The sequence below is a fragment of the Pseudomonas anatoliensis genome (genome assembly GCF_017976235.1).
Classification (GTDB): Bacteria; Pseudomonadota; Gammaproteobacteria; order Pseudomonadales; family Pseudomonadaceae; genus Aquipseudomonas; species Aquipseudomonas anatoliensis.
On record NZ_JACVHC010000006.1, the window covers coordinates 223,128 to 240,768 of the forward strand.

A 17,641-nucleotide genomic window follows, 5' to 3' on the forward strand; every position below is an offset into this window, starting at 1 on the left:
TCGCACTTCCTCAGGAAGAACGCGGTTAATTGTAGGAGTGAGCCTGCTCGCGATGGCTGCTTCAGAGTCAGCAAAGATTCAGGGCAATGTCGGTGCATTCGGCACCACCAACTCCCCGACACAAGCCCCCCGCAAATGACCTTCAAACTGCTCGATAATCGCCGCCCACCCTTGGCGACTCGCATGCTGGCGCGCATTCAGCCGCACGCAGCGCAACGTTTCATATTTCTCCAGCAACCACGCAGCTGCATCGCAAAACGCCTCTTCATCGCCCGGCATCGCCAGCACGCCGCTGTAGCCATGGCGAATATGCTGCGCTGCCGCTGCCTGATCGTAGGCCACCACGCCAAGCCCTGAGGCCAGCGCTTCGAGCACGACATTGCCAAAGGTTTCAGTCAGGCTCGGGAACAGAAACACATCGCCGGATGCATAGTGCGCGGCCAGCGCTTCGCCGCGCTGCGACCCGCAGAAAATCGCCTCGGGCAGATCCCTCTCCAGTGCCATGCGTTGCGGCCCGTCGCCGACCACGATCAGCTTCAGAGTGCGTTGTGGATAAGTTTCGCGCAGCTTTTCAAAGCAGCGTTTGAGCAAACCGAGGTTTTTCTCTGGTGCGAGCCTTCCTACGTGAATCACCGCAATATCGCGCTCGCCCAGTCCCCATTGCTCACGCAGGGCATTCAGGCGTTTGGCCGGATGAAACAACTGGCTGTCCACCCCTCGGGACAACAACGCCAGTCGCTCGAAATGCCGCCGCTCCAGTTCCAGTCGCTGACTGATACTCGGCACCAGCGTCAGCGCCGAACGGTTGTGAAACCAGCGCAAATAATGCGTCAGGAGCCGCGTCAGCAGGCCGAGGCCGTATTGGCTGGTGTATTGCTGGAAATTGGTATGAAAGCCACTGACCACCGAAATCCCCAGTCGTCGCGCCGCTCGCAACGCCGACAGACCGAGCGGGCCTTCGGTGGCGATGTACAGCACGTCCGGACGCTGGCGCTTCCAGCGCCGCAGCAACTTGTGCATCGACGATTGGCCCCATTGCAATCCGGGATAGCCCGGCAGCGGCCAGCCCCGGCACAAGAGCAAGGCATCGTCTTCAGTACGCTGCGGATCGTCGGCCTGACGTGGGCGTATCAGGTCGACCCGGTGCCCACGCGCACGCAGTCCATCGCACAAGCGGCCAAGGGTATTGGCCACGCCGTTGATTTCCGGTGGGAAGGTTTCGCTGATCAGAGTGATATGTAGAGCTGTCGTCATGACCTCAGTGTCGGCTGAGGCCATGTCGAACTTATGACGTTCGGATGATGGATTTGTGACGCCGCGTTAGCGCTGGGTCACAAGATTCTCGGCACCGCGCTCACGTACCCAAAACAACGTTGCCCCAGCCACCGCGGCCGGCATCATCAGGATGTTGACCACCGGAATCAGCAGCACCAGATAAACGATCCCGCCGAAACTCATGCTCTGCCAGCGCTTTTCGCGCAGCCAGGCGAGCATTTCGTTCCAGCCCAGTTTGTGGTTGTCCGCCGGGTAGTCGATGTACTGGATCGCCATCATCCACACGCCGAACAACAGCCACAGCGGTGCGGCGACGATGTTCACCACGGGGATGAACGAGAGAATGAACAGGCCGATCGCCCGAGGCAGGAAGTAGCCGAGCTTGCGCATTTCCCGGGCGAGGGTACGCGGGACCATGGCGATCAGTTCGCCCCAGCTGAAGGCCGGGAAGTCGTCGGTGCCACGCACCACCACTTCGACTTTTTCCGCGAGGAAACCGTTAAACGGCGCAGCAATGATATTGGCTAGCATGGTGAACGTGAAAAACACCATCAATGCCACCAGCACCACGAACAGCGGCCAGAGAACGTAGCTGAGGAAACTCAGCCACTCGGGCAGGGATGGCATCAGCGTGTCGACCCACAGGCTGAACTGGTGGCCGGCCAGATAGATCAATCCGACGAACAGCACCAGGTTGATCGCCAGCGGCAGCAACACGAACAGGCGCAGGCCGGGACTGAGAACCAGTTTGAGGCCTTCACGCAAGTATTGCGGGCCAGACAGAACAGGGGCGGGCATAAGGTGCTCCGAGCAAGGGAAAACGCGCCGACCTTACCGACTTTGCACCACGTGCGAAAGCGCGGCAGAGCGATCGACATTCACTGTAACAAAGACGTCCATCTCGTCAGTGTGTCGGCATAGAGACCACCTATGAGCTGGATTGTTAAACCGTATTTCCTTAATCTTGCCCCCCTCGATACGCTGCACCCAACTTTTTACAGGACTGTCGAGTTCATGCCTTCCCCAAGGTTATCCACAGTCCTTTTTTATTCCGCCGGCAGTCCGGCGTCCGCGCCAGCTGTATTGGCCGGTCAACAGGAGCAGATTCATGTCTGAAGTCCGTCATTCGCGAGTGATCATTCTCGGTTCCGGCCCTGCCGGTTACAGCGCTGCGGTGTATGCCGCGCGTGCCAACCTCAAGCCGCTGCTGATCACCGGCATGCAGGCTGGCGGTCAACTGACCACCACCACCGAAGTCGACAACTGGCCGGGCGACGTCCACGGTCTGACCGGTCCGGTGCTGATGGAGCGCATGCGCGAGCACGCCGAGCGTTTTGAAACCGAGATCGTTTTCGATCACATCAATGCCGTCGACTTCGCTTCCAAGCCTTACAGCCTGACCGGCGACAGCGCGACTTACACCTGCGACGCCCTGATCATCGCCACCGGTGCCAGCGCTCGTTACCTGGGCCTGCCGTCGGAAGAAGCGTTCATGGGCAAAGGCGTTTCGGCCTGCGCGACCTGCGACGGTTTCTTCTACCACAACAAACCGGTTGCAGTGGTTGGCGGCGGTAACACCGCTGTTGAAGAGGCCCTGTACCTGGCCAACATCGCCAGCACCGTGACCCTGATCCACCGTCGCGAAACCTTCCGCGCCGAGAAGATCCTGATCGACAAGCTCAACGCTCGCGTGGCTGAAGGCAAGATCATCCTCAAGCTCAACGCCACCCTCGACGAAGTCTTGGGCGACAACATGGGTGTGACCGGTGCGCGTCTGAAGAACAATGACGGCAGCTTCGACGAAATCACCGTTGACGGCGTGTTCATCGCCATCGGCCATACCCCGAACACTTCTCTGTTCGAAGGTCAGCTGGATTTGAAGGACGGCTATCTGATCGTGCAGGGCGGCCGTGAAGGCAACGCCACCGCCACTAACGTTGAAGGCATCTTCGCTGCCGGTGACGTGGCCGACCACGTTTACCGTCAGGCCATCACCTCGGCCGGCGCCGGTTGCATGGCGGCACTGGACACCGAGCGTTACCTGGACGGTCTGCAGAACGCTTCGTTCTAAGATCGCAGGCACAAAAAAACCGGCTTCGGCCGGTTTTTTTATGAGAAGCAAAAGATCGCAGCCTTCGGCAGCTCCTACAGTAGATTTGTGTAGGAGCTGCCGCCGGCTGCGATCTTTTGATCTTGAATCAGCGGCGGGTCAGGGGTTGTGTTTCGAACTTCACGCCCGCCAGACCCTTCGCGATCAACGCGCGGATATTGCCGTGATCACTGCCCTCAGGCGTGGCCACTACCGAGCGGTAATGCTCGCCGAACGCCAGCAGCGCTTCCTCGTCACTCAAGCCTTCCAGCAATGCCAGACCCAGGGTCTTGCACGAGCCTTCGTTCTGCCCGGCGGCGTTTTCCACGCCACCGTTGTTGAACGCTTGAGGCTGGTAGTCATAGCCCGCGGCGATGAACGCCAGGGTGTCGGCGAAAGCGTGTTCGCCGCTCTTTAGGCTGGCGCGCAGGGTGTTCAGGTCACTCATGGGTTTTTCCTTTGGCGAACGCTGCTTGTTGCTCAGCGCTGGCTTCTTGCTGAAATTGGGCTTTCCACTCGGCGTACGGCATGCCGTAAACCACTTCGCGGGCGTCGTCGAGGCTGACCTCGATCTGGCGCTCATCGGCTTCGGCCTTGTACCACTTCGACAGGCAGTTGCGGCAGAACCCGGCGAGGTTCATCAGGTCGATGTTCTGCACATCCTTGCGGCTGTCCAGGTGCGCGACCAGTCGGCGGAAGGCGGCGGCTTCGAGTTCGAGGCGTTGTTGCTCGTTCATGGGAGTCTCTGCGAGACAGCTTCAAGCGACGAGCTTCAAGCTGCAAGATGGTTGGCGGTGATACGAAGTTTACAGCTTGGCGCTTGAAGCTTGAAGCTAGCGGCTCGCTGCAAGCGTGATTGACACCGACTCGGCAAAGCGCAGCGCGTGCGGCTTGTCGACTTCGACTTCGGCGTACAGCACCGAGGCGTTGGTCATCACCAGATCGAGCAATTCCTGGGTCAGGCGCTCGAGCAGGGCAAAACGATTGCCCTCGACGTGGGCGATGATTGCCTTGGTGATGGTGCGGTAATTGAGCGCGTGGTCGATGTCATTGTCACGCACCGCTTCTTGCGCGGCGTACAGGATGGTCAGGTTGATCAGCACATCCTGCTTGTTGAGGATTTCGTCCTCGTTGATCCCGATAAAGGTGCGCAAGCGCAGATCCTTGACCCGGATACGCGCCATTCCCGGCTGAAGTTGTGGCATTTACTTGCTCCGTCCAATCAATTGCAGGAACTCCTGACGGGTGTTGCTCGAGTCGCGGAAGGCGCCGAGCATGACCGAGGTGTTCATGGTCGAATTCTGTTTTTCGACACCGCGCATCATCATGCACATGTGTCTGGCCTCGATGACCACCGCAACACCGGCGGCATCGGTAACCTGTTGCACCGCATCGGCAATCTGCCGGGTGAGGTTTTCCTGAATTTGCAGGCGTCTGGCGAACATGTCCACCAGTCGCGCGATCTTCGACAGCCCCAGCACTTTGCCAGTCGGAATATAAGCCACATGGGCCTTGCCGATGAAGGGCAGCAAGTGATGTTCGCACAACGAGTACAACTCGATGTCGGCGACGATGATCATCTCGTCGCTGTCAGAGGCAAACAGCGCGCCATTGACGATTTTGTCGACGCTCTGCTCGTAACCGTGACACAGGTACTGCATGGCCTTGGCCGCCCGCGCCGGCGTATCGAGCAATCCTTCACGGTCGGGATCTTCACCCAGGCCAATGAGGATTTCACGGTAGTTCTCGGGCAGGGAACGGATCATCGAACATCCTCGCGGGGCAGCGTTATTTGACGTGCCTTCCGCCATTGACGGTCAGGGTCGTGCCGGTGACATAAGGGTTGTCGAGCAGGTAGCGAAGGCTCTGGTAGATCACTTCGCTACCGGGTTCGATGCCCAGCGCGGATTTGGCCAGGGCCTTGGCGCGGTACGCCGCGTCGTCGTCGGGGTTGAACAATAGCAGGGCCGGCGCAATGCCGTTGACCTTGATCGCCGGCGCATAACGGGCGGCGAAGGACAGGGTCAGGCTGTCGAGCCCGGCTTTGCTGGCGCAATAGGCGATGTGCTTGCTGCTGCCCTTGCGAGTGACATCGTCGCTGATGTGGATGATGTCGGCGGGTGTCGATTGCTTGAGCAGGTCGGCGCAGTGCAGGTTGATCAGATAGGGCGCCAGCATGTGAATGTTGACCATGCGGTTGAACGCTTCGGCTTCGCTGCCCGGGGTTTCCGCCTGCCAGTCGGAGGCGTTATGCACGATCGCCCGCAGGCTGTCGGTGTGGGTGTTCAATTCGGCGATGAACGCGAGGATGCCGGCTTCGCTGGAAAAGTCTGCGAATACGCCGATGGCGCCCAGATCACGTAGCGTCTGGACACCGGGGCGTTCGCTGCGATAGGTGAAAATGACGCGGTGGCCGTCTTCGAGCAAACGCTGCGCGCAGTGCAGACCGACACGTTGGCCGGCGCCGGTGATCAGGATCGGGGCGGAGGTTGTAGTCATGAACGGCTCGCGTCGCGGTGGGTGCAAAAACTATAACAGCGGCGGGCCTGAAAAGATCGCAGCCTCCGGCAGCTCCCGCACTGCGCCACTGTCGCAACTGTGTAGGAGCCGTGTAGGAGCCATGTAGGAGCATTCGAGTGCAACGAGGCTGCGATCTTTTAGCGGTTCTGCGTAGAGGGTGCGACAGGCAACGGACGCGCAGGCGTGCTGTTCAACCAGTTCGCCAGCAACCGCGTCGACAACGGAATAAAGAAATAAACCATCAGCGGCGTCAGGCATGCCGTGCTGATCAACACTTTCGGCAAAAGGCTCATGTCCACGAGCAACGGACCCACGACAAAATTGAACAACAGCGACACCGGAAAGAATGCCAGCCAGATCGCAATCGCCTGTTTCCAGCGCGGCGGGCGCTGGCCGACTACGCTTGTGCCGAACCAGCCTTCGATGCCACTGACACGATGCTCTTTGGGATGGGCAAACAGATCGCTGCCACGATCCAGCCAGGCGGTACGCGAGGCCGAATGCTCCCACGCATGCAAAGTCTGTTCATCGACAAAGCGGAAGATAATCTGGAATTCGTTATCGCCGGGCGGCGGTGCGAGCACGCCGGAACCCAGATAACCGGGGAAATCGGTGGCCAGTTGTTCGCCTTCGCGCAGCCAGGCGATCAGATCCTGATAGCGGCCATCGGCGACGCGACGCGCAACCATCAGCGTGACGGGTGAAGTAGACATTGTGTATCTCCGTATCTCGATTGCGTCACTCCGGGTAGGAGTTTCGCCTGACGCAAGGCCGGGGTGGAGGCCTGCGCTTTTCAGCAAGCAAGGATTATTCCTGATTTTCGTGTTTAAACCAGAGACTTTCGTCGCATATCTCTACTTGAACGCAATCAGGGCATCGGGGTTAGAATGGGATCCAATTCACCCGTCCGGAAGTTGAGGCCCAATGCCTGTCATGACAGACGCGCACCCAGTTTCTCAGGCATCTGTTGCGCTCGAGCGCGAGGATCTGTTTCCTATCCGTGAAGTCGCGAGGCTGACAGGTGTCAATCCGGTCACGCTGCGCGCCTGGGAACGTCGCTATGGTTTGATCCTGCCGGTGCGCACCGAGAGTGGGCATCGGCTGTATTCGATGACCGAAATCGAGCGCGTTCGCAGCATCGTCGACTGGATCGATCGTGGTGTGGCGGTCAGCAAGATCGGCAAGATTCTCGCCAGGACCGAACCGCTGAAGGTTCTCGCGCACATCATTCCCGATGATCTGGTGCAAGCCGATTATCTGCAATGGCAGGTGCAGCTCCAGCAGGCGATCAGTTCTTTCGATGATCAACTACTGGATCGGGTCTACGGTCAGATCTTTTCTTCTTATGCGTTACCCGTTGTGTTTCAGGACATCCTGATGCCGTTATGGCTGCAGTTGTTGCAGCGTCAGGATGGCTTTGGGCAGACCAGCGAATGGTTGTTCTTTGACGGGTTTCTTCGAGCGCGGGTGCTGCATCGGATCATCACCCTGCGTGGCGCACAACCGCGACGGGTGATCGTCAGCGCACTGGCCGGGCAATGCCGGGAGCTTGAGTTGCTGGTGGCGGCGCTGTTTCTCAGTGGCAATGACGCAGGCGTTCGTGTGTTGACCACCGGCCAGCCGCTCGATGAGCTGACCCTCGTTTGCGAGAAGATCAAACCTGACGCACTGGTGCTGTTTTCCAATCACGCCCCGAGTGCCGATTTACCCCGGCGTCTGAATCGACTGGCCTTGAGTCTTGATTGTCAGCTGATGCTCGCCGGCGATGCGTCTGATCTGGCGCAAGAGAGTCTGGCCGGATCATCAGTGGCGTGCCTGGGTAATGAAGGGATGAACATGCGTCAACGCATGACGCAGTTTCTGGCGGGGAAGCTTGATACCTGAGAATCAGGTGTGCAGGGCAGGGTGCGTCAAACGATGTTGCTGCAGGATGAACTGGCGAAGACGCTCGGTTTCGTCGCTGTCTGTCTGGCTGAGTTCGTAGGCGTAGAAACCACTCTCGGTTTCGCGCTCGAAATTGCCGCGCAATGCGATCCGCTCATAACCCGAAGGGCTGAACCACAGCGCGAAATGCTTGGGCGGTTTGGTCTTGTTGCGCACTTCCAGCAGTACGCCTTTATGTGAAACCTCGTGAACCCACAGCGTGCCCGCCTGGCCTTTGGCATTCTCCAGCGCCACCGGCTCTTCAAGTGTCAGCCGCCACGGACGAACCATCGGGCCATCTTCGTAGATGCTTGGCACACCGAGGCGCAGGTGCAGTGCATGAAACTCGTCTTCCACCAGATGCAGTGGAAACGTCATCTGCTGATTTTCGAAGTTGGCCTGAATGGTCACTTGCTCGTGAGCGGCCAGACGCGTGAGCAAATCACGGATCTGCGAACCACCGTTAACCAGCAGACTCGACGTCGCATCCCGCACATTGAGTTGCGGGTTGTGCTGCATGGTCTGGATAAAATCCAGCTCATCCTGGGTCAGGAGCGCGTCGCGTTGCATGGCTAACTCGAAAGGAATAGTTACAAAGTCATTGGTGATTGTAGTTAATGACAACCAGTTCGATGTTTTGTTTTAACCGTTTGTCGCTTTCAAGGCGGCGAGTTCTGTTTCCAGTGCAGCGACCCGGGCCTCCAGCTGCGCGACACGTTGCTGAGCCTTGACCTGCATCGTCACATCTTTTTGCACGCCGACAAAGTAAGTCTGCCCGTCATCGGCATTTTTTACCGTTGAAAGTGACAATTCATTCCAGAACGCCGTGCCGTCCTTACGGTAGTTGCGCAAAATTTCCCGACACGAGCCGTTGGTACGCAATACATCGCGAATGAGCTCCAGGCTCTCCTGATCACGGTCGCCGGCCTGCAGAAAGCGGCAATCCTGATAGAGGATTTCTTCGCTGGAGTAACCGGTGAGACGCTCGAAGGCCGGGTTGACGTAGATCAGGATGTTGTCCCGCTCGCCTTCTTTTTCCGCGACCACAATCCCGTCATTCGATGCGTTGATCACCATTTGCAGCAAGTGAGCGTTGATCATCCTTGAATCCTTTCAGAGCTGGCATTGGCACGCATTCTAGAAGAACGGCGGTGCCTGTCCATAGGACATCAGCGCTCATTGAGAGCCAATCGCAACTTCACGGCTGAGGCTGTTACTATCGGCGCTCTTTTTTTCAGTTTCAGGATCAGATTGATGAAAGTCGCCATCCTCTCCGGTTCGGTCTACGGCACCGCCGAAGAAGTCGCCCGCCACGCCCAGAACCTGCTGAAAGCCGCTGGCTTTGAAACCTTCTACAACTCACGCGCCAGCCTGGCCGAGGTTCAGGCTTTCGCGCCGGAAGCGTTTCTTGCCGTGACCTCGACCACCGGCATGGGCGAGTTGCCGGACAACCTGCAACCGTTGTATTCGATGATTCGCGATCAATTGCCGGCAGCCTGGCGTGGTTTGCCGGGTGCGGTGATTGCTTTGGGCGATGCCAGTTACGGCGACACCTTCTGCGGTGGCGGTGAGCAAATGCGCGAACTGTTTTTCAGCGAACTCGGCCTGCGTGAAGTTCAAGAGATGCTGCGCCTCGATGCCAGCGAAAGCGTCACCCCGGAAACCGACGCCGAGCCGTGGCTGGCGGATCTGATTGGCGCGCTCAAGGGTTGATTGCCGCACCTTTGTTGGCGCCGTTGCGTTGACATGGATCCAAGGAGTTTGCATGGCTGACCCGTTCAGTCATCAAGCTGGCTGGCAATGCAACTACGCGATCGACTGCGCCTGACTAGACTGCTGACACCAGCAGAACAATAAGAACGCAGAGGTGCATACAGTGAGCGTAGCCCCCGTCCAGTCGTCCCTTAATGTCAAAGAGCAGGTCAGCGCCGCCGAGTGGCAGACACGCGTCGATCTCGCCGCTTGCTATCGTCTGGTCGCGTCGCATGGCTGGGACGATCTGATCTTCACGCACATATCCGCCAAGGTGCCGGGCACTGAAGATTTCCTGATCAATCCGTTTGGCCTGATGTTCCACGAAATCACCGCATCGAGCCTGGTGAAAGTCGATCAGGCCGGCAAAAAGCTCATGGACAGCCCCTACGAAATCAACCCGGCCGGCTACACCATTCACAGCGCCGTGCACGAAGTGCGTCACGATGTGGTTTGCGTGCTGCATACGCACACCGCTTCGGGCGTGGCGGTGTCGGCGCAAAAGCAAGGCGTGTTGCCGATCAGCCAGCAGTCGCTGTTCGTGCTGTCGAGCCTGGCGTATCACGGCTATGAAGGGGTGGCGCTGAATCACGAAGAGAAGGCGCGCTTGCAGGCCGACCTCGGTGAGAACAACTTCCTCATGCTGCACAACCACGGTCTGCTGACCTGTGGCGGCACCATCGCTGATACCTTCCTGATGATGTTCACCTTCCAGCGCGCCTGCGACATCCAGGTGATGGCCCAGACCGGCGGCGCTGAACTGATCGCCATCGAACCGCAGATTCTGGCAGGCGCCAAGGCAATGATCGCCGGCGTGACCAAAAGTGCTCAAGGCATGGGTGGCGCGCTGGCCTGGCCGGCGCTGCTGCGCAAACTCGACAAACACGACCCTGGATATAAACTCTAATGCCTCTTGCCGAGATTCCTCTGTGTGTCTGGCGTAAACGCAGCCAGACGTTTGTCTTTCGGGGCCAGTCGATCCGCTACTGGACGACGGGGCAGGGTGAGCCGCTGCTGCTGATCCATGGTTTCCCTACCGCCAGTTGGGATTGGCATTATCTGTGGCAACCACTGGCCCAGCGTTATCGGGTGATCGCTTGCGACATGCTGGGTTTCGGCGATTCGGCCAAACCGGTCAATCACCGCTACAGCCTGCTGGAGCAGGCCGATCTGCAACAGGCGCTGCTCGCGCATTTGCAGGTCGAACAGCCGCTACACATCTTCGCTCACGATTACGGCGACAGCGTCGCGCAGGAGCTGCTTGCCCGGCACTACGAAGACAAGATCGAAGTCGCCAGTTGCGTGTTCCTCAACGGCGGTCTGTTCCCGGAAACCCATCGTCCGGTATTGATGCAAAAGCTATTGCTCAGCCCGCTGGGCTGGATGATCGGCCGCGCCTTTACTCGCGACGCACTGGTGAAAAGCTTCCGCCAGATCTTCGGTCCGCAGACCGGGCCGACCGAGAGCGAGCTGGACGATTTCTGGAGCCTGGTCGACAGCAATCACGGCCCGCGCATCATGCACAAGCTGATTAACTACATCCCCGAACGCCGGGTGCAGCGTGATCGTTGGGTGGCGGCGATGCAGCGCGGCGAAGTGCCGATGCGGGTGATCGATGGCGAAGTCGATCCAATTTCGGGTGCGCACATGGTCGAGCGCTATCGGCAGCTGATACCGGATGCCGACTCCGTGCTATTGCCGGGCATCGGCCACTATCCGCAGATCGAAGCGCCGGTGCAGGTGCTCAAGCATTACCTGGCGTTTCGTGATCGTTTTGCGCTGCCACCGCGCAAGGTCGCGTGCTCCTGACAGATCAAAAGATCGCAGCCTGCGGCAGCTCCTACACCTATCCCATGTAGGAGCTGCCGAAGGCTGCGATCTTTTGATCTTCAGGTCTCTTGATTGCGCTGCACATCATCCCCCAGCCTTATCGCGCACCATTCAGCCTCAACCGTGTTCGTTGTGACCGAAAGCCCCGTGCCTGACACTCGGGGTCACTGTCCCTTGGCCTGCTGGAGTTGCCGCGATGAATGAGTCTGTGCGTTTCGAAGATAAAGTCGTGATTGTCACCGGAGCCGGTGGCGGCCTCGGACGGGCGCACGCTTTGCTGTTCGCCAAACAGGGCGCCAAAGTGCTGGTCAATGATCTCGGCGGCTCGACTCAAGGCGAAGGCGCCAATGCATCTGCGGCTGATCGAGTGGTCGCGGAAATTCGTGAAGCCGGCGGTATCGCCGAAGCCAACCACGACTCGGTTACCGACGGCGACAAACTGGTGCAGAACGCGCTGGATGTTTTCGGTCGCGTCGACGTCGTGGTCAACAACGCCGGGATCCTGCGCGACAAGACCTTCCACAAAATGGACGACGCCGATTGGGATCTGGTCTACCGCGTCCACGTCGAAGGCGCCTACAAAGTCACCCGCGCCGCATGGCCGCACCTGCGCGAGCAAAACTACGGCCGGGTGATTTTCACTGCTTCAACTTCAGGCATCTACGGCAACTTCGGCCAGTCCAACTACGGCATGGCCAAACTCGGCCTCTACGGCCTGACCCGCACCTTGGCCATCGAGGGCCGCAAGAACAACATCCTGGTGAACGCCATCGCGCCGACTGGTGGCACGCGCATGACCGAAGGTCTGATCCCGCCGCAAGTGTTCGAGCAACTGAAACCGGAACTGGTCAGCCCGTTGGTGGTGTACCTGGCCAGTGAGCAGTGCCAGGAGACTTCCGGGTTGTTCGAAGTCGGCGGTGGCTGGATGGGCAAGGTGCGTTGGGAGCGCAGCCTGGGCGCCGGGTTCGATCCGCGAGTGGGCTTCTCGCCCGAGGATGTAGCGGCGCACTGGCAGCAGATTTGTGATTTCGAAGGGGCGGCGCATCCGAAGGACAATATTGAAGCGCTGAAGGAAATGATGGCGAATTTGCAGAAGTATTCGCTTTAAGTGAGCTAGGCCCCCCACAAGATATTGTGGGGGGCTATTTCTGATCAATCGTAACGTTTTTCTGTCACGAAACTTGGTGCTTTCCAATTAGGTCCTCTTGCAGCCAATCCTTTCTCACCCTCAACCAATACTCCCTCATGAAAGAGTTTCGCATAGGATCTTTGAAGCTCTCCGTGCCTGATGGACTCAGGTTTGTAGCACGAGATCATCAGGTCGAGATGTGGGGGAGCTTTGATTAGCGCGAATACTGTCACTATGTCGTCGAGCGGTTCGTTTAAGACGATCTTTTCAATAATATTCATTTCCACATCTCCTTCAAAAACTTTTGATACTCACGCTTTTGCTGTTGGTTTTCAGCAGCCAATGCCTCAGGGGTATAAAGCAAAGTTGGATCGTCCTTGATTTTGAAGTCTTCCAATGTGGCAGTGTGCGCATTGTTCCATGTTGGAGTATTCGTGTCGGGCCGTTCTGTGTCGCTGATTCCGAGTGCGCGGAATCTTTCAAGCTCTCTGATTTCATGAGTGTAATAGCGTTTGTCAGTGTCGGTTATTTCCAGCTCGCCTCGTATGATTTTTTCGAGCCGAGCAATCATTAACTTGTTCCCTTCGGATTCTGGAAGCCGGGCTGTATGAAGTTCGACCAGTTCTAATCCGTCTTTGGAGGGCGTTATCTGAGTCCAATCCAAATCTTCAATATCCCCACCAGCTTCTTTTGGATTGAAATCACGCCCGCTAAACGCTCCCTCGACATCAGCCCCCTCGTAAGGGCTGCTAAAGACCACATACAACGGAGCAATCCCAGAGTCCTCCGGAAACACAATGATGAATCGTTCCCAGCCCTCGACCAGAATAGGATGCAGATCCAGACGCCCTTCAACCGGGACAATCGGTGCGCCGGAATACGCGGTCGACTCGGTTTCGACCATTGGCGATTCGGTCGAGCTGTTACCCGGGGAGATGGCGGGTGTCCAGGTCAGGAAGTCGGTTGGCGAATCCGGGAGCGCGGCCTCGTAAACATCATTCAGCAAGTCGTAAGCCGCATTCAGAACCAGCACGCTCGAGCGAATATGAAAGTCATCGGTCGAGGCGACGAATACTTCCGCGCCAGCGCCGAATGGCCGGACGCCCAAGCCTACCGGCATCTCCAGCGTGCCTTGTCGGTCGGCTATATCGCGCAGTGTCTGGGCAGACTCCGACGACAACTCGGAAAATGGAACGCTCATGGCAAACCGCTCGCCGTTTCCCAGGCGTGACGGCATCAATAAAGCCGCGAAACCTATCAACACCGGGCTGCCGAACAGCGCGGCGCCAGATGCTTTCACGGTCAGTAAACCTGAGCGCAGTGCATTGAGAATTGCGGAAGACGTCGCCGGGGGAATAGGTATGGCTGTCGAAGCAAAGGAGAAATGCGGGCTGGTTGAAGCCACTACTCCTGACGCAGCATAAACACGTTGAATCTCTGGCGAATGGTGCCCAAGATTTTGAGCGTCAGCCTCAGTCGTGAAGTCCGGTTCAATGTCGTGCAGCCCTGGTTCATTTCCCAATTGCTGCTGGTTCTCTAATGTCGCCAGATGAGCTTGGCGTTTGGCTAAGGCGGTCGCGGTATCAAGGACTTTGTGGCGAAGTTCCATGCTCTTTTTATCTGCTTGAACCTGCTTTTGTATCGCCTCAATGCGCAGTTCCATTTCCGCTTGAAGGCGAGCCTGCTCAGCGGCGAACACCCGTGCGGCTGTTTCAGCATTGGCTTGTGCTTCAGCCAATGCGATCCTCAATTGCGCAATCCGCTCTCTTTCCCGAGCTTCAGCATCGGCATTGATCCGCGCCACTTCAGCGGCTAGGCGAGCCTGTTCAGCATCCCGGCGTTGTTTCTCTGCGAGTGCGGCCAGCCTTGCCTGTTCCCGAGCGCGGGCTTGCTCTTGCTCTCGGCGTGCTGCTTCGGCAAGTTCTCTCTGCCGTTGTTGTTCGGCTGCGATCCGCGCATGTTCTGCAGCCAATCGCTGGGCTTCTTGCGCAGCGGCAGCCGCTTGCGCCTGATCATTGGCCAGCACGGCGGACAGCCAGTTCTGCACATTGATTTGCTGTTGATTGAGAAGCTGGACAGTCTGATTTAGCAGCCTCGCTTCATGGGCCGCCCGATAGGACTGACTCCATAGCTCTCGCACGGGCGGGCCTGTGCGGTTCGTTCGCCGGATAGCCGAGGCCTGATTCAGAAAATCATTGAAGTTTTTACCCAGCGGATCACTTCCAAAAAAACGATTGGCAATAGTGATCTGCTCGTGAAGTTGAGCGGACTTGCGTTGAATGAGGGTATTTCTTACATCCAGTTCGCGGACTATTGCTGCCGCGGGTGGTAGTGGACTGGTTGACCGTTCCAGCCGTGTTGCAGCGAGTTCATTCTCAATGGATTGAGGCAATGAGATGGACTTCGCGCTGAACTCCTGTTCCAGGGTGACTTGAGTTTCGTACATTAGTTCGCGGGTTTTATGGTTGGCGCCTGCCGGCCCAAACATGCCGCTATAGGAATAGCCCTGATTGCTTTCCTTGAAGGGGTCGTAATGATCAGGGGCGGGTGCATTAATATGTGTTGCATCAAGTATCAAGGGTGGAGGTCTTTGCATATTCATGTCCTTTTGAATTGCGTGGCGGCTCGCTGGAAAGTAGGCGCGGGCGATAGTGACTTCCGTGTCACCGGCGAATATTTGAGATGTTTCAAGTTACATCAGAATTGCTGTTGCAAAATCCGAGAAGCTTGTAAGTAACAAGGCGTTGTTTTGAGAGGTTTTTCGCAGACTAATAGCGAAGTGAGGAGGATTCTTCTGCGCTGCAGGAAAGGTCCGACGTTTTTCTCGGAATGTTTTTACAGTTCGTAGGGATGCCTTTTTCAACAGCCATAAAAAAGGCCGCTGCAAACGCAGCGGCCAAGGTAAGACGTTGGATCAAGGAGCTACAAATCAACGTCAGTGAACACCGGGGCGATAAACCGAATCTTCGATTCATCTGAAATCTGTCAACAGTGGCCTGAATTGCTCAGTAGCCAAGGCTGGGTGCTTTTCGGCGTGTCCCGTGAAAGCCCGCTCAGAATACGGTTTCAAATCTGTAGGAAAAATACCGATTCCAGACATGCACTGTTACGGGGCATGCAACAGTCTGCAGCGGCTGATGTGCACCATGCGCGGCACTGATGATTCTCTATCCAGCCTATCCATGATCGATGCAAAGCCGCGTACTGCATGGGCATTCATCCTTTCGAGCGACAACGCGAATACCTCCTTGGTGCGCTTATCGACCCGGTCACGCGGCAGTAGGGTGGGGCCTTCTGTCACTCACCGGGGAAGACGCATGACAACAAAAACAATGCGCGCCATCTTCACACCGCAGGCGCTGGCAGCCGCGGTGGCTCTGGGTTGCTGTGCCCAGGCGCATGCGGTTGCTTTCAATATCGGAGAAATCGAGGGCACGTTCGATTCGTCGCTCTCGGTCGGTGCGAGTTGGGGCATGCGCGATGCCGACAAGTCGCTGGTCGGTACGGTCAACGGTGGGACCGGGCAATCCTCGACCGGTGATGACGGGCGTTTGAACTTCAAGAAGGGCGAGACTTTCTCGAAAATCGTTAAAGGCATTCACGACCTCGAACTCAAGTACGGCGATACCGGTGTGTTCGTGCGTGGCAAATATTGGTACGACTTTGAACTCAAGGACGAGGACCGCGAGTTCAAGCAGATCAGTGACAGTGGCCGCAAGGAAGGCGCCAAATCATCCGGCGCGCAAATTCTCGATGCATTCGTCTATCACAACTATTCCATCGGCGACCTGCCGGGCACCGTGCGCGCCGGCAAACAAGTGGTCAGTTGGGGCGAAAGTACTTTCATCGGCAACTCGATCAACAGCATCAACCCGATCGACGTGTCGGCATTCCGTCGTCCCGGTGCAGAGATCAAGGAAGGCCTGATTCCGGTGAACATGTTGTTCGGCTCCCAGGGCCTGACCGACCAGTTGACCATCGAAGGCTTCTATCAACTGGAGTGGGACCAGACCGTTGTCGACAACTGCGGTACGTTCTTCGGCGTCGACGTGGTGGCGGACGGCTGCTCCAGCGGCTACACCGTCGGCAACCCGGCCATTGCGCCGCTGGTGCCGTTGACCACCGCGTTTGGTCAGGGCATTCAGGTCACCCGCGAGGGCGTAGTCATCCCGCGCGGCGGCGACCGCGATGCGCGGGATTCCGGGCAGTGGGGCACGGCATTGCGCTGGCTCGGCGACGATACCGAGTACGGCCTCTATTTCATGAACTACCACAGCCGCACGCCAACAGTCGGCACCACCACCGCAGGGCTTTCGACTCTGGCGGCATTGCCGGGCATGGTCGGTATTGCCAACGGTCTGGCTCCCGGCAGCGGTGCCGGGCTGGCGCAAAGTGTGATGCTCGGGCGCGGTGGCTACTACCTCGAATACCCGGAAGACATTCGCCTGTACGGTGCGAGTTTCTCTACCACGCTGCCCACCGGCACCGCATGGACCGGCGAGATCAGCTACCGACCGAACGCTCCGGTGCAAGTCAGCACCAATGACCTGACGCTGGCATTGCTCAACCCGATCGCCGGCGGCGCAGCTTCGCCGATCGCCACCTCGCCGGGTTCGGACAATACGGGATACCGGCGCAAGGAAGTGACGCAGATCCAGAGCACCCTGACGCACTTCTTCGACCAAGTGCTGGGCGCCCAACGCCTGACCCTGGTCGGTGAAGCGGCGGTGGTACGGGTCGGCGGTCTGGAGTCGCGCAGCAAGCTGCGTTATGGCCGCGATTCGGTATACGGCCAATACGGTTTTGGTGGCGACACGGACGGCTTTGTCACCTCGACTTCGTGGGGCTATCGCGGCCGCGCCATCCTCGATTACGCCAACGTGATCGGCGGGATCAACCTCAAACCCAACCTGTCGTGGTCGCACGACGTCGCCGGTTATGGCCCCAACGGCCTGTTCAACGAAGGCGCCAAAGCGATCAGCGTCGGCGTCGATGCCGACTATCGCAACACCTACACCGCGAGCCTCAGCTACACCGACTTTTTCGGTGGCGACTACAACGTCCTCGAAGACCGTGACTTCGTCGCTCTGAGCTTCGGCGTGAACTTCTGATCTGCCCGAGAA

General features: G+C 58.0%; 19 protein-coding genes. 7 read left to right on the plus strand and 12 right to left on the minus strand.

Translation table 11 applies throughout. From position 1 onward, the window contains the following. Window positions 1–78: 78 nt before the first annotated feature. Both ICA16_RS20650 and cysZ read right to left on the minus strand, forming a co-directional pair. Complete coding sequence (locus tag ICA16_RS20650; protein ID WP_210554524.1) at window positions 79–1,278, minus strand: glycosyltransferase family 4 protein; 1,200 nt, start codon at window positions 1,276–1,278, stop codon at window positions 79–81. A gap of 42 nt (window positions 1,279–1,320) precedes the next feature. Next, window positions 1,321–2,073 carry a sulfate transporter CysZ gene (gene cysZ / locus ICA16_RS20655; RefSeq protein WP_150604390.1) on the minus strand — a complete coding sequence of 251 codons (753 nt, stop codon included), beginning with the start codon at window positions 2,071–2,073 and terminating at the stop codon, window positions 1,321–1,323. A gap of 310 nt (window positions 2,074–2,383) precedes the next feature. Here cysZ and trxB point away from each other — a divergent pair, with 310 nt between their 5' ends. Further along, entirely contained in the window at window positions 2,384–3,346 is a 963-nt protein-coding gene (gene trxB, locus ICA16_RS20660; RefSeq protein WP_210701376.1) for a thioredoxin-disulfide reductase, read from the plus strand. A gap of 127 nt (window positions 3,347–3,473) precedes the next feature. Here trxB and ICA16_RS20665 read toward each other — a convergent pair whose 3' ends face one another. The 6 genes from ICA16_RS20665 to ICA16_RS20690 all read right to left on the minus strand — a co-directional run bounded on the left by ICA16_RS20665 (window position 3,474) and on the right by ICA16_RS20690 (window position 6,597). Beyond that, window positions 3,474–3,812 carry a HopJ type III effector protein gene (locus tag ICA16_RS20665; protein WP_210701377.1) on the minus strand — a complete coding sequence of 113 codons (339 nt, stop codon included), beginning with the start codon at window positions 3,810–3,812 and terminating at the stop codon, window positions 3,474–3,476. Continuing rightward, window positions 3,805–4,101, minus strand: coding sequence for a DUF1244 domain-containing protein (locus ICA16_RS20670; RefSeq protein WP_042557694.1), 297 nt, complete (start codon window positions 4,099–4,101; stop codon window positions 3,805–3,807). The genes ICA16_RS20665 and ICA16_RS20670 overlap by 8 nt, the downstream gene beginning before the upstream one ends. Window positions 4,102–4,197: 96 nt before the next feature. After that, window positions 4,198–4,569: a dihydroneopterin triphosphate 2'-epimerase gene (gene folX, locus ICA16_RS20675; RefSeq protein ID WP_016771653.1), complete on the minus strand. Its 372-nt coding sequence runs from the start codon at window positions 4,567–4,569 to the stop codon at window positions 4,198–4,200. Beyond that, a complete protein-coding gene (gene folE / locus ICA16_RS20680) occupies window positions 4,570–5,130 on the minus strand; it encodes a GTP cyclohydrolase I FolE (protein ID WP_210554525.1) in 561 nt (186 codons plus the stop codon). Between the two features lie 22 nt (window positions 5,131–5,152). Beyond that, window positions 5,153–5,863, minus strand: a complete 711-nt coding sequence (folM, locus tag ICA16_RS20685) for a dihydromonapterin reductase (RefSeq protein WP_210701378.1) — start codon at window positions 5,861–5,863, stop codon at window positions 5,153–5,155. A gap of 158 nt (window positions 5,864–6,021) precedes the next feature. Then, window positions 6,022–6,597 (minus strand): antibiotic biosynthesis monooxygenase, encoded by a 576-nt coding sequence (locus tag ICA16_RS20690; protein ID WP_210701379.1) that lies wholly within the window; start codon window positions 6,595–6,597, stop codon window positions 6,022–6,024. Window positions 6,598–6,808: 211 nt separating this feature from the next. Here ICA16_RS20690 and ICA16_RS20695 point away from each other — a divergent pair, with 211 nt between their 5' ends. Next, window positions 6,809–7,768, plus strand: coding sequence for a MerR family transcriptional regulator (locus ICA16_RS20695; RefSeq protein ID WP_210554528.1), 960 nt, complete (start codon window positions 6,809–6,811; stop codon window positions 7,766–7,768). A gap of 3 nt (window positions 7,769–7,771) precedes the next feature. Here the strand turns inward: ICA16_RS20695 and ICA16_RS20700 are convergent, their stop codons facing one another. Beyond that, a complete protein-coding gene (locus ICA16_RS20700; RefSeq protein ID WP_150604383.1) occupies window positions 7,772–8,377 on the minus strand; it encodes a hypothetical protein in 606 nt (201 codons plus the stop codon). 72 nt (window positions 8,378–8,449) lie between these two features. Continuing rightward, window positions 8,450–8,908 carry a PAS domain-containing protein gene (locus ICA16_RS20705; protein ID WP_210554529.1) on the minus strand — a complete coding sequence of 153 codons (459 nt, stop codon included), beginning with the start codon at window positions 8,906–8,908 and terminating at the stop codon, window positions 8,450–8,452. Window positions 8,909–9,061: 153 nt separating this feature from the next. Here ICA16_RS20705 and ICA16_RS20710 point away from each other — a divergent pair, with 153 nt between their 5' ends. The 4 genes from ICA16_RS20710 to ICA16_RS20725 all read left to right on the plus strand — a co-directional run bounded on the left by ICA16_RS20710 (window position 9,062) and on the right by ICA16_RS20725 (window position 12,497). Then, window positions 9,062–9,520 (plus strand): flavodoxin, encoded by a 459-nt coding sequence (locus ICA16_RS20710; protein WP_150617161.1) that lies wholly within the window; start codon window positions 9,062–9,064, stop codon window positions 9,518–9,520. A 163-nt stretch (window positions 9,521–9,683) separates the two neighbouring features. After that, window positions 9,684–10,466, plus strand: a complete 783-nt coding sequence (locus ICA16_RS20715) for a class II aldolase/adducin family protein (RefSeq protein ID WP_210701380.1) — start codon at window positions 9,684–9,686, stop codon at window positions 10,464–10,466. Continuing rightward, on the plus strand, window positions 10,466–11,368 hold the full coding sequence (locus ICA16_RS20720; protein WP_210701381.1) for an alpha/beta fold hydrolase: 903 nt from the start codon (window positions 10,466–10,468) through the stop codon (window positions 11,366–11,368). The genes ICA16_RS20715 and ICA16_RS20720 overlap by 1 nt, the downstream gene beginning before the upstream one ends. A gap of 217 nt (window positions 11,369–11,585) precedes the next feature. Further along, window positions 11,586–12,497, plus strand: a complete 912-nt coding sequence (locus ICA16_RS20725) for an SDR family oxidoreductase (protein WP_115147443.1) — start codon at window positions 11,586–11,588, stop codon at window positions 12,495–12,497. A 44-nt stretch (window positions 12,498–12,541) separates the two neighbouring features. Here ICA16_RS20725 and ICA16_RS20730 read toward each other — a convergent pair whose 3' ends face one another. Both ICA16_RS20730 and ICA16_RS20735 read right to left on the minus strand, forming a co-directional pair. Further along, window positions 12,542–12,799, minus strand: coding sequence for a hypothetical protein (locus ICA16_RS20730; protein ID WP_210701382.1), 258 nt, complete (start codon window positions 12,797–12,799; stop codon window positions 12,542–12,544). After that, window positions 12,796–15,114, minus strand: coding sequence for an S-type pyocin domain-containing protein (locus ICA16_RS20735; protein ID WP_210701383.1), 2,319 nt, complete (start codon window positions 15,112–15,114; stop codon window positions 12,796–12,798). Before ICA16_RS20735 ends, ICA16_RS20730 begins: the two co-directional genes overlap by 4 nt. A 721-nt stretch (window positions 15,115–15,835) precedes the next feature. Between ICA16_RS20735 and ICA16_RS20740 the strand changes: the two genes are divergently transcribed. Continuing rightward, window positions 15,836–17,629 (plus strand): DUF1302 domain-containing protein, encoded by a 1,794-nt coding sequence (locus tag ICA16_RS20740; protein ID WP_210554535.1) that lies wholly within the window; start codon window positions 15,836–15,838, stop codon window positions 17,627–17,629. Window positions 17,630–17,641: the final 12 nt, after the last annotated feature.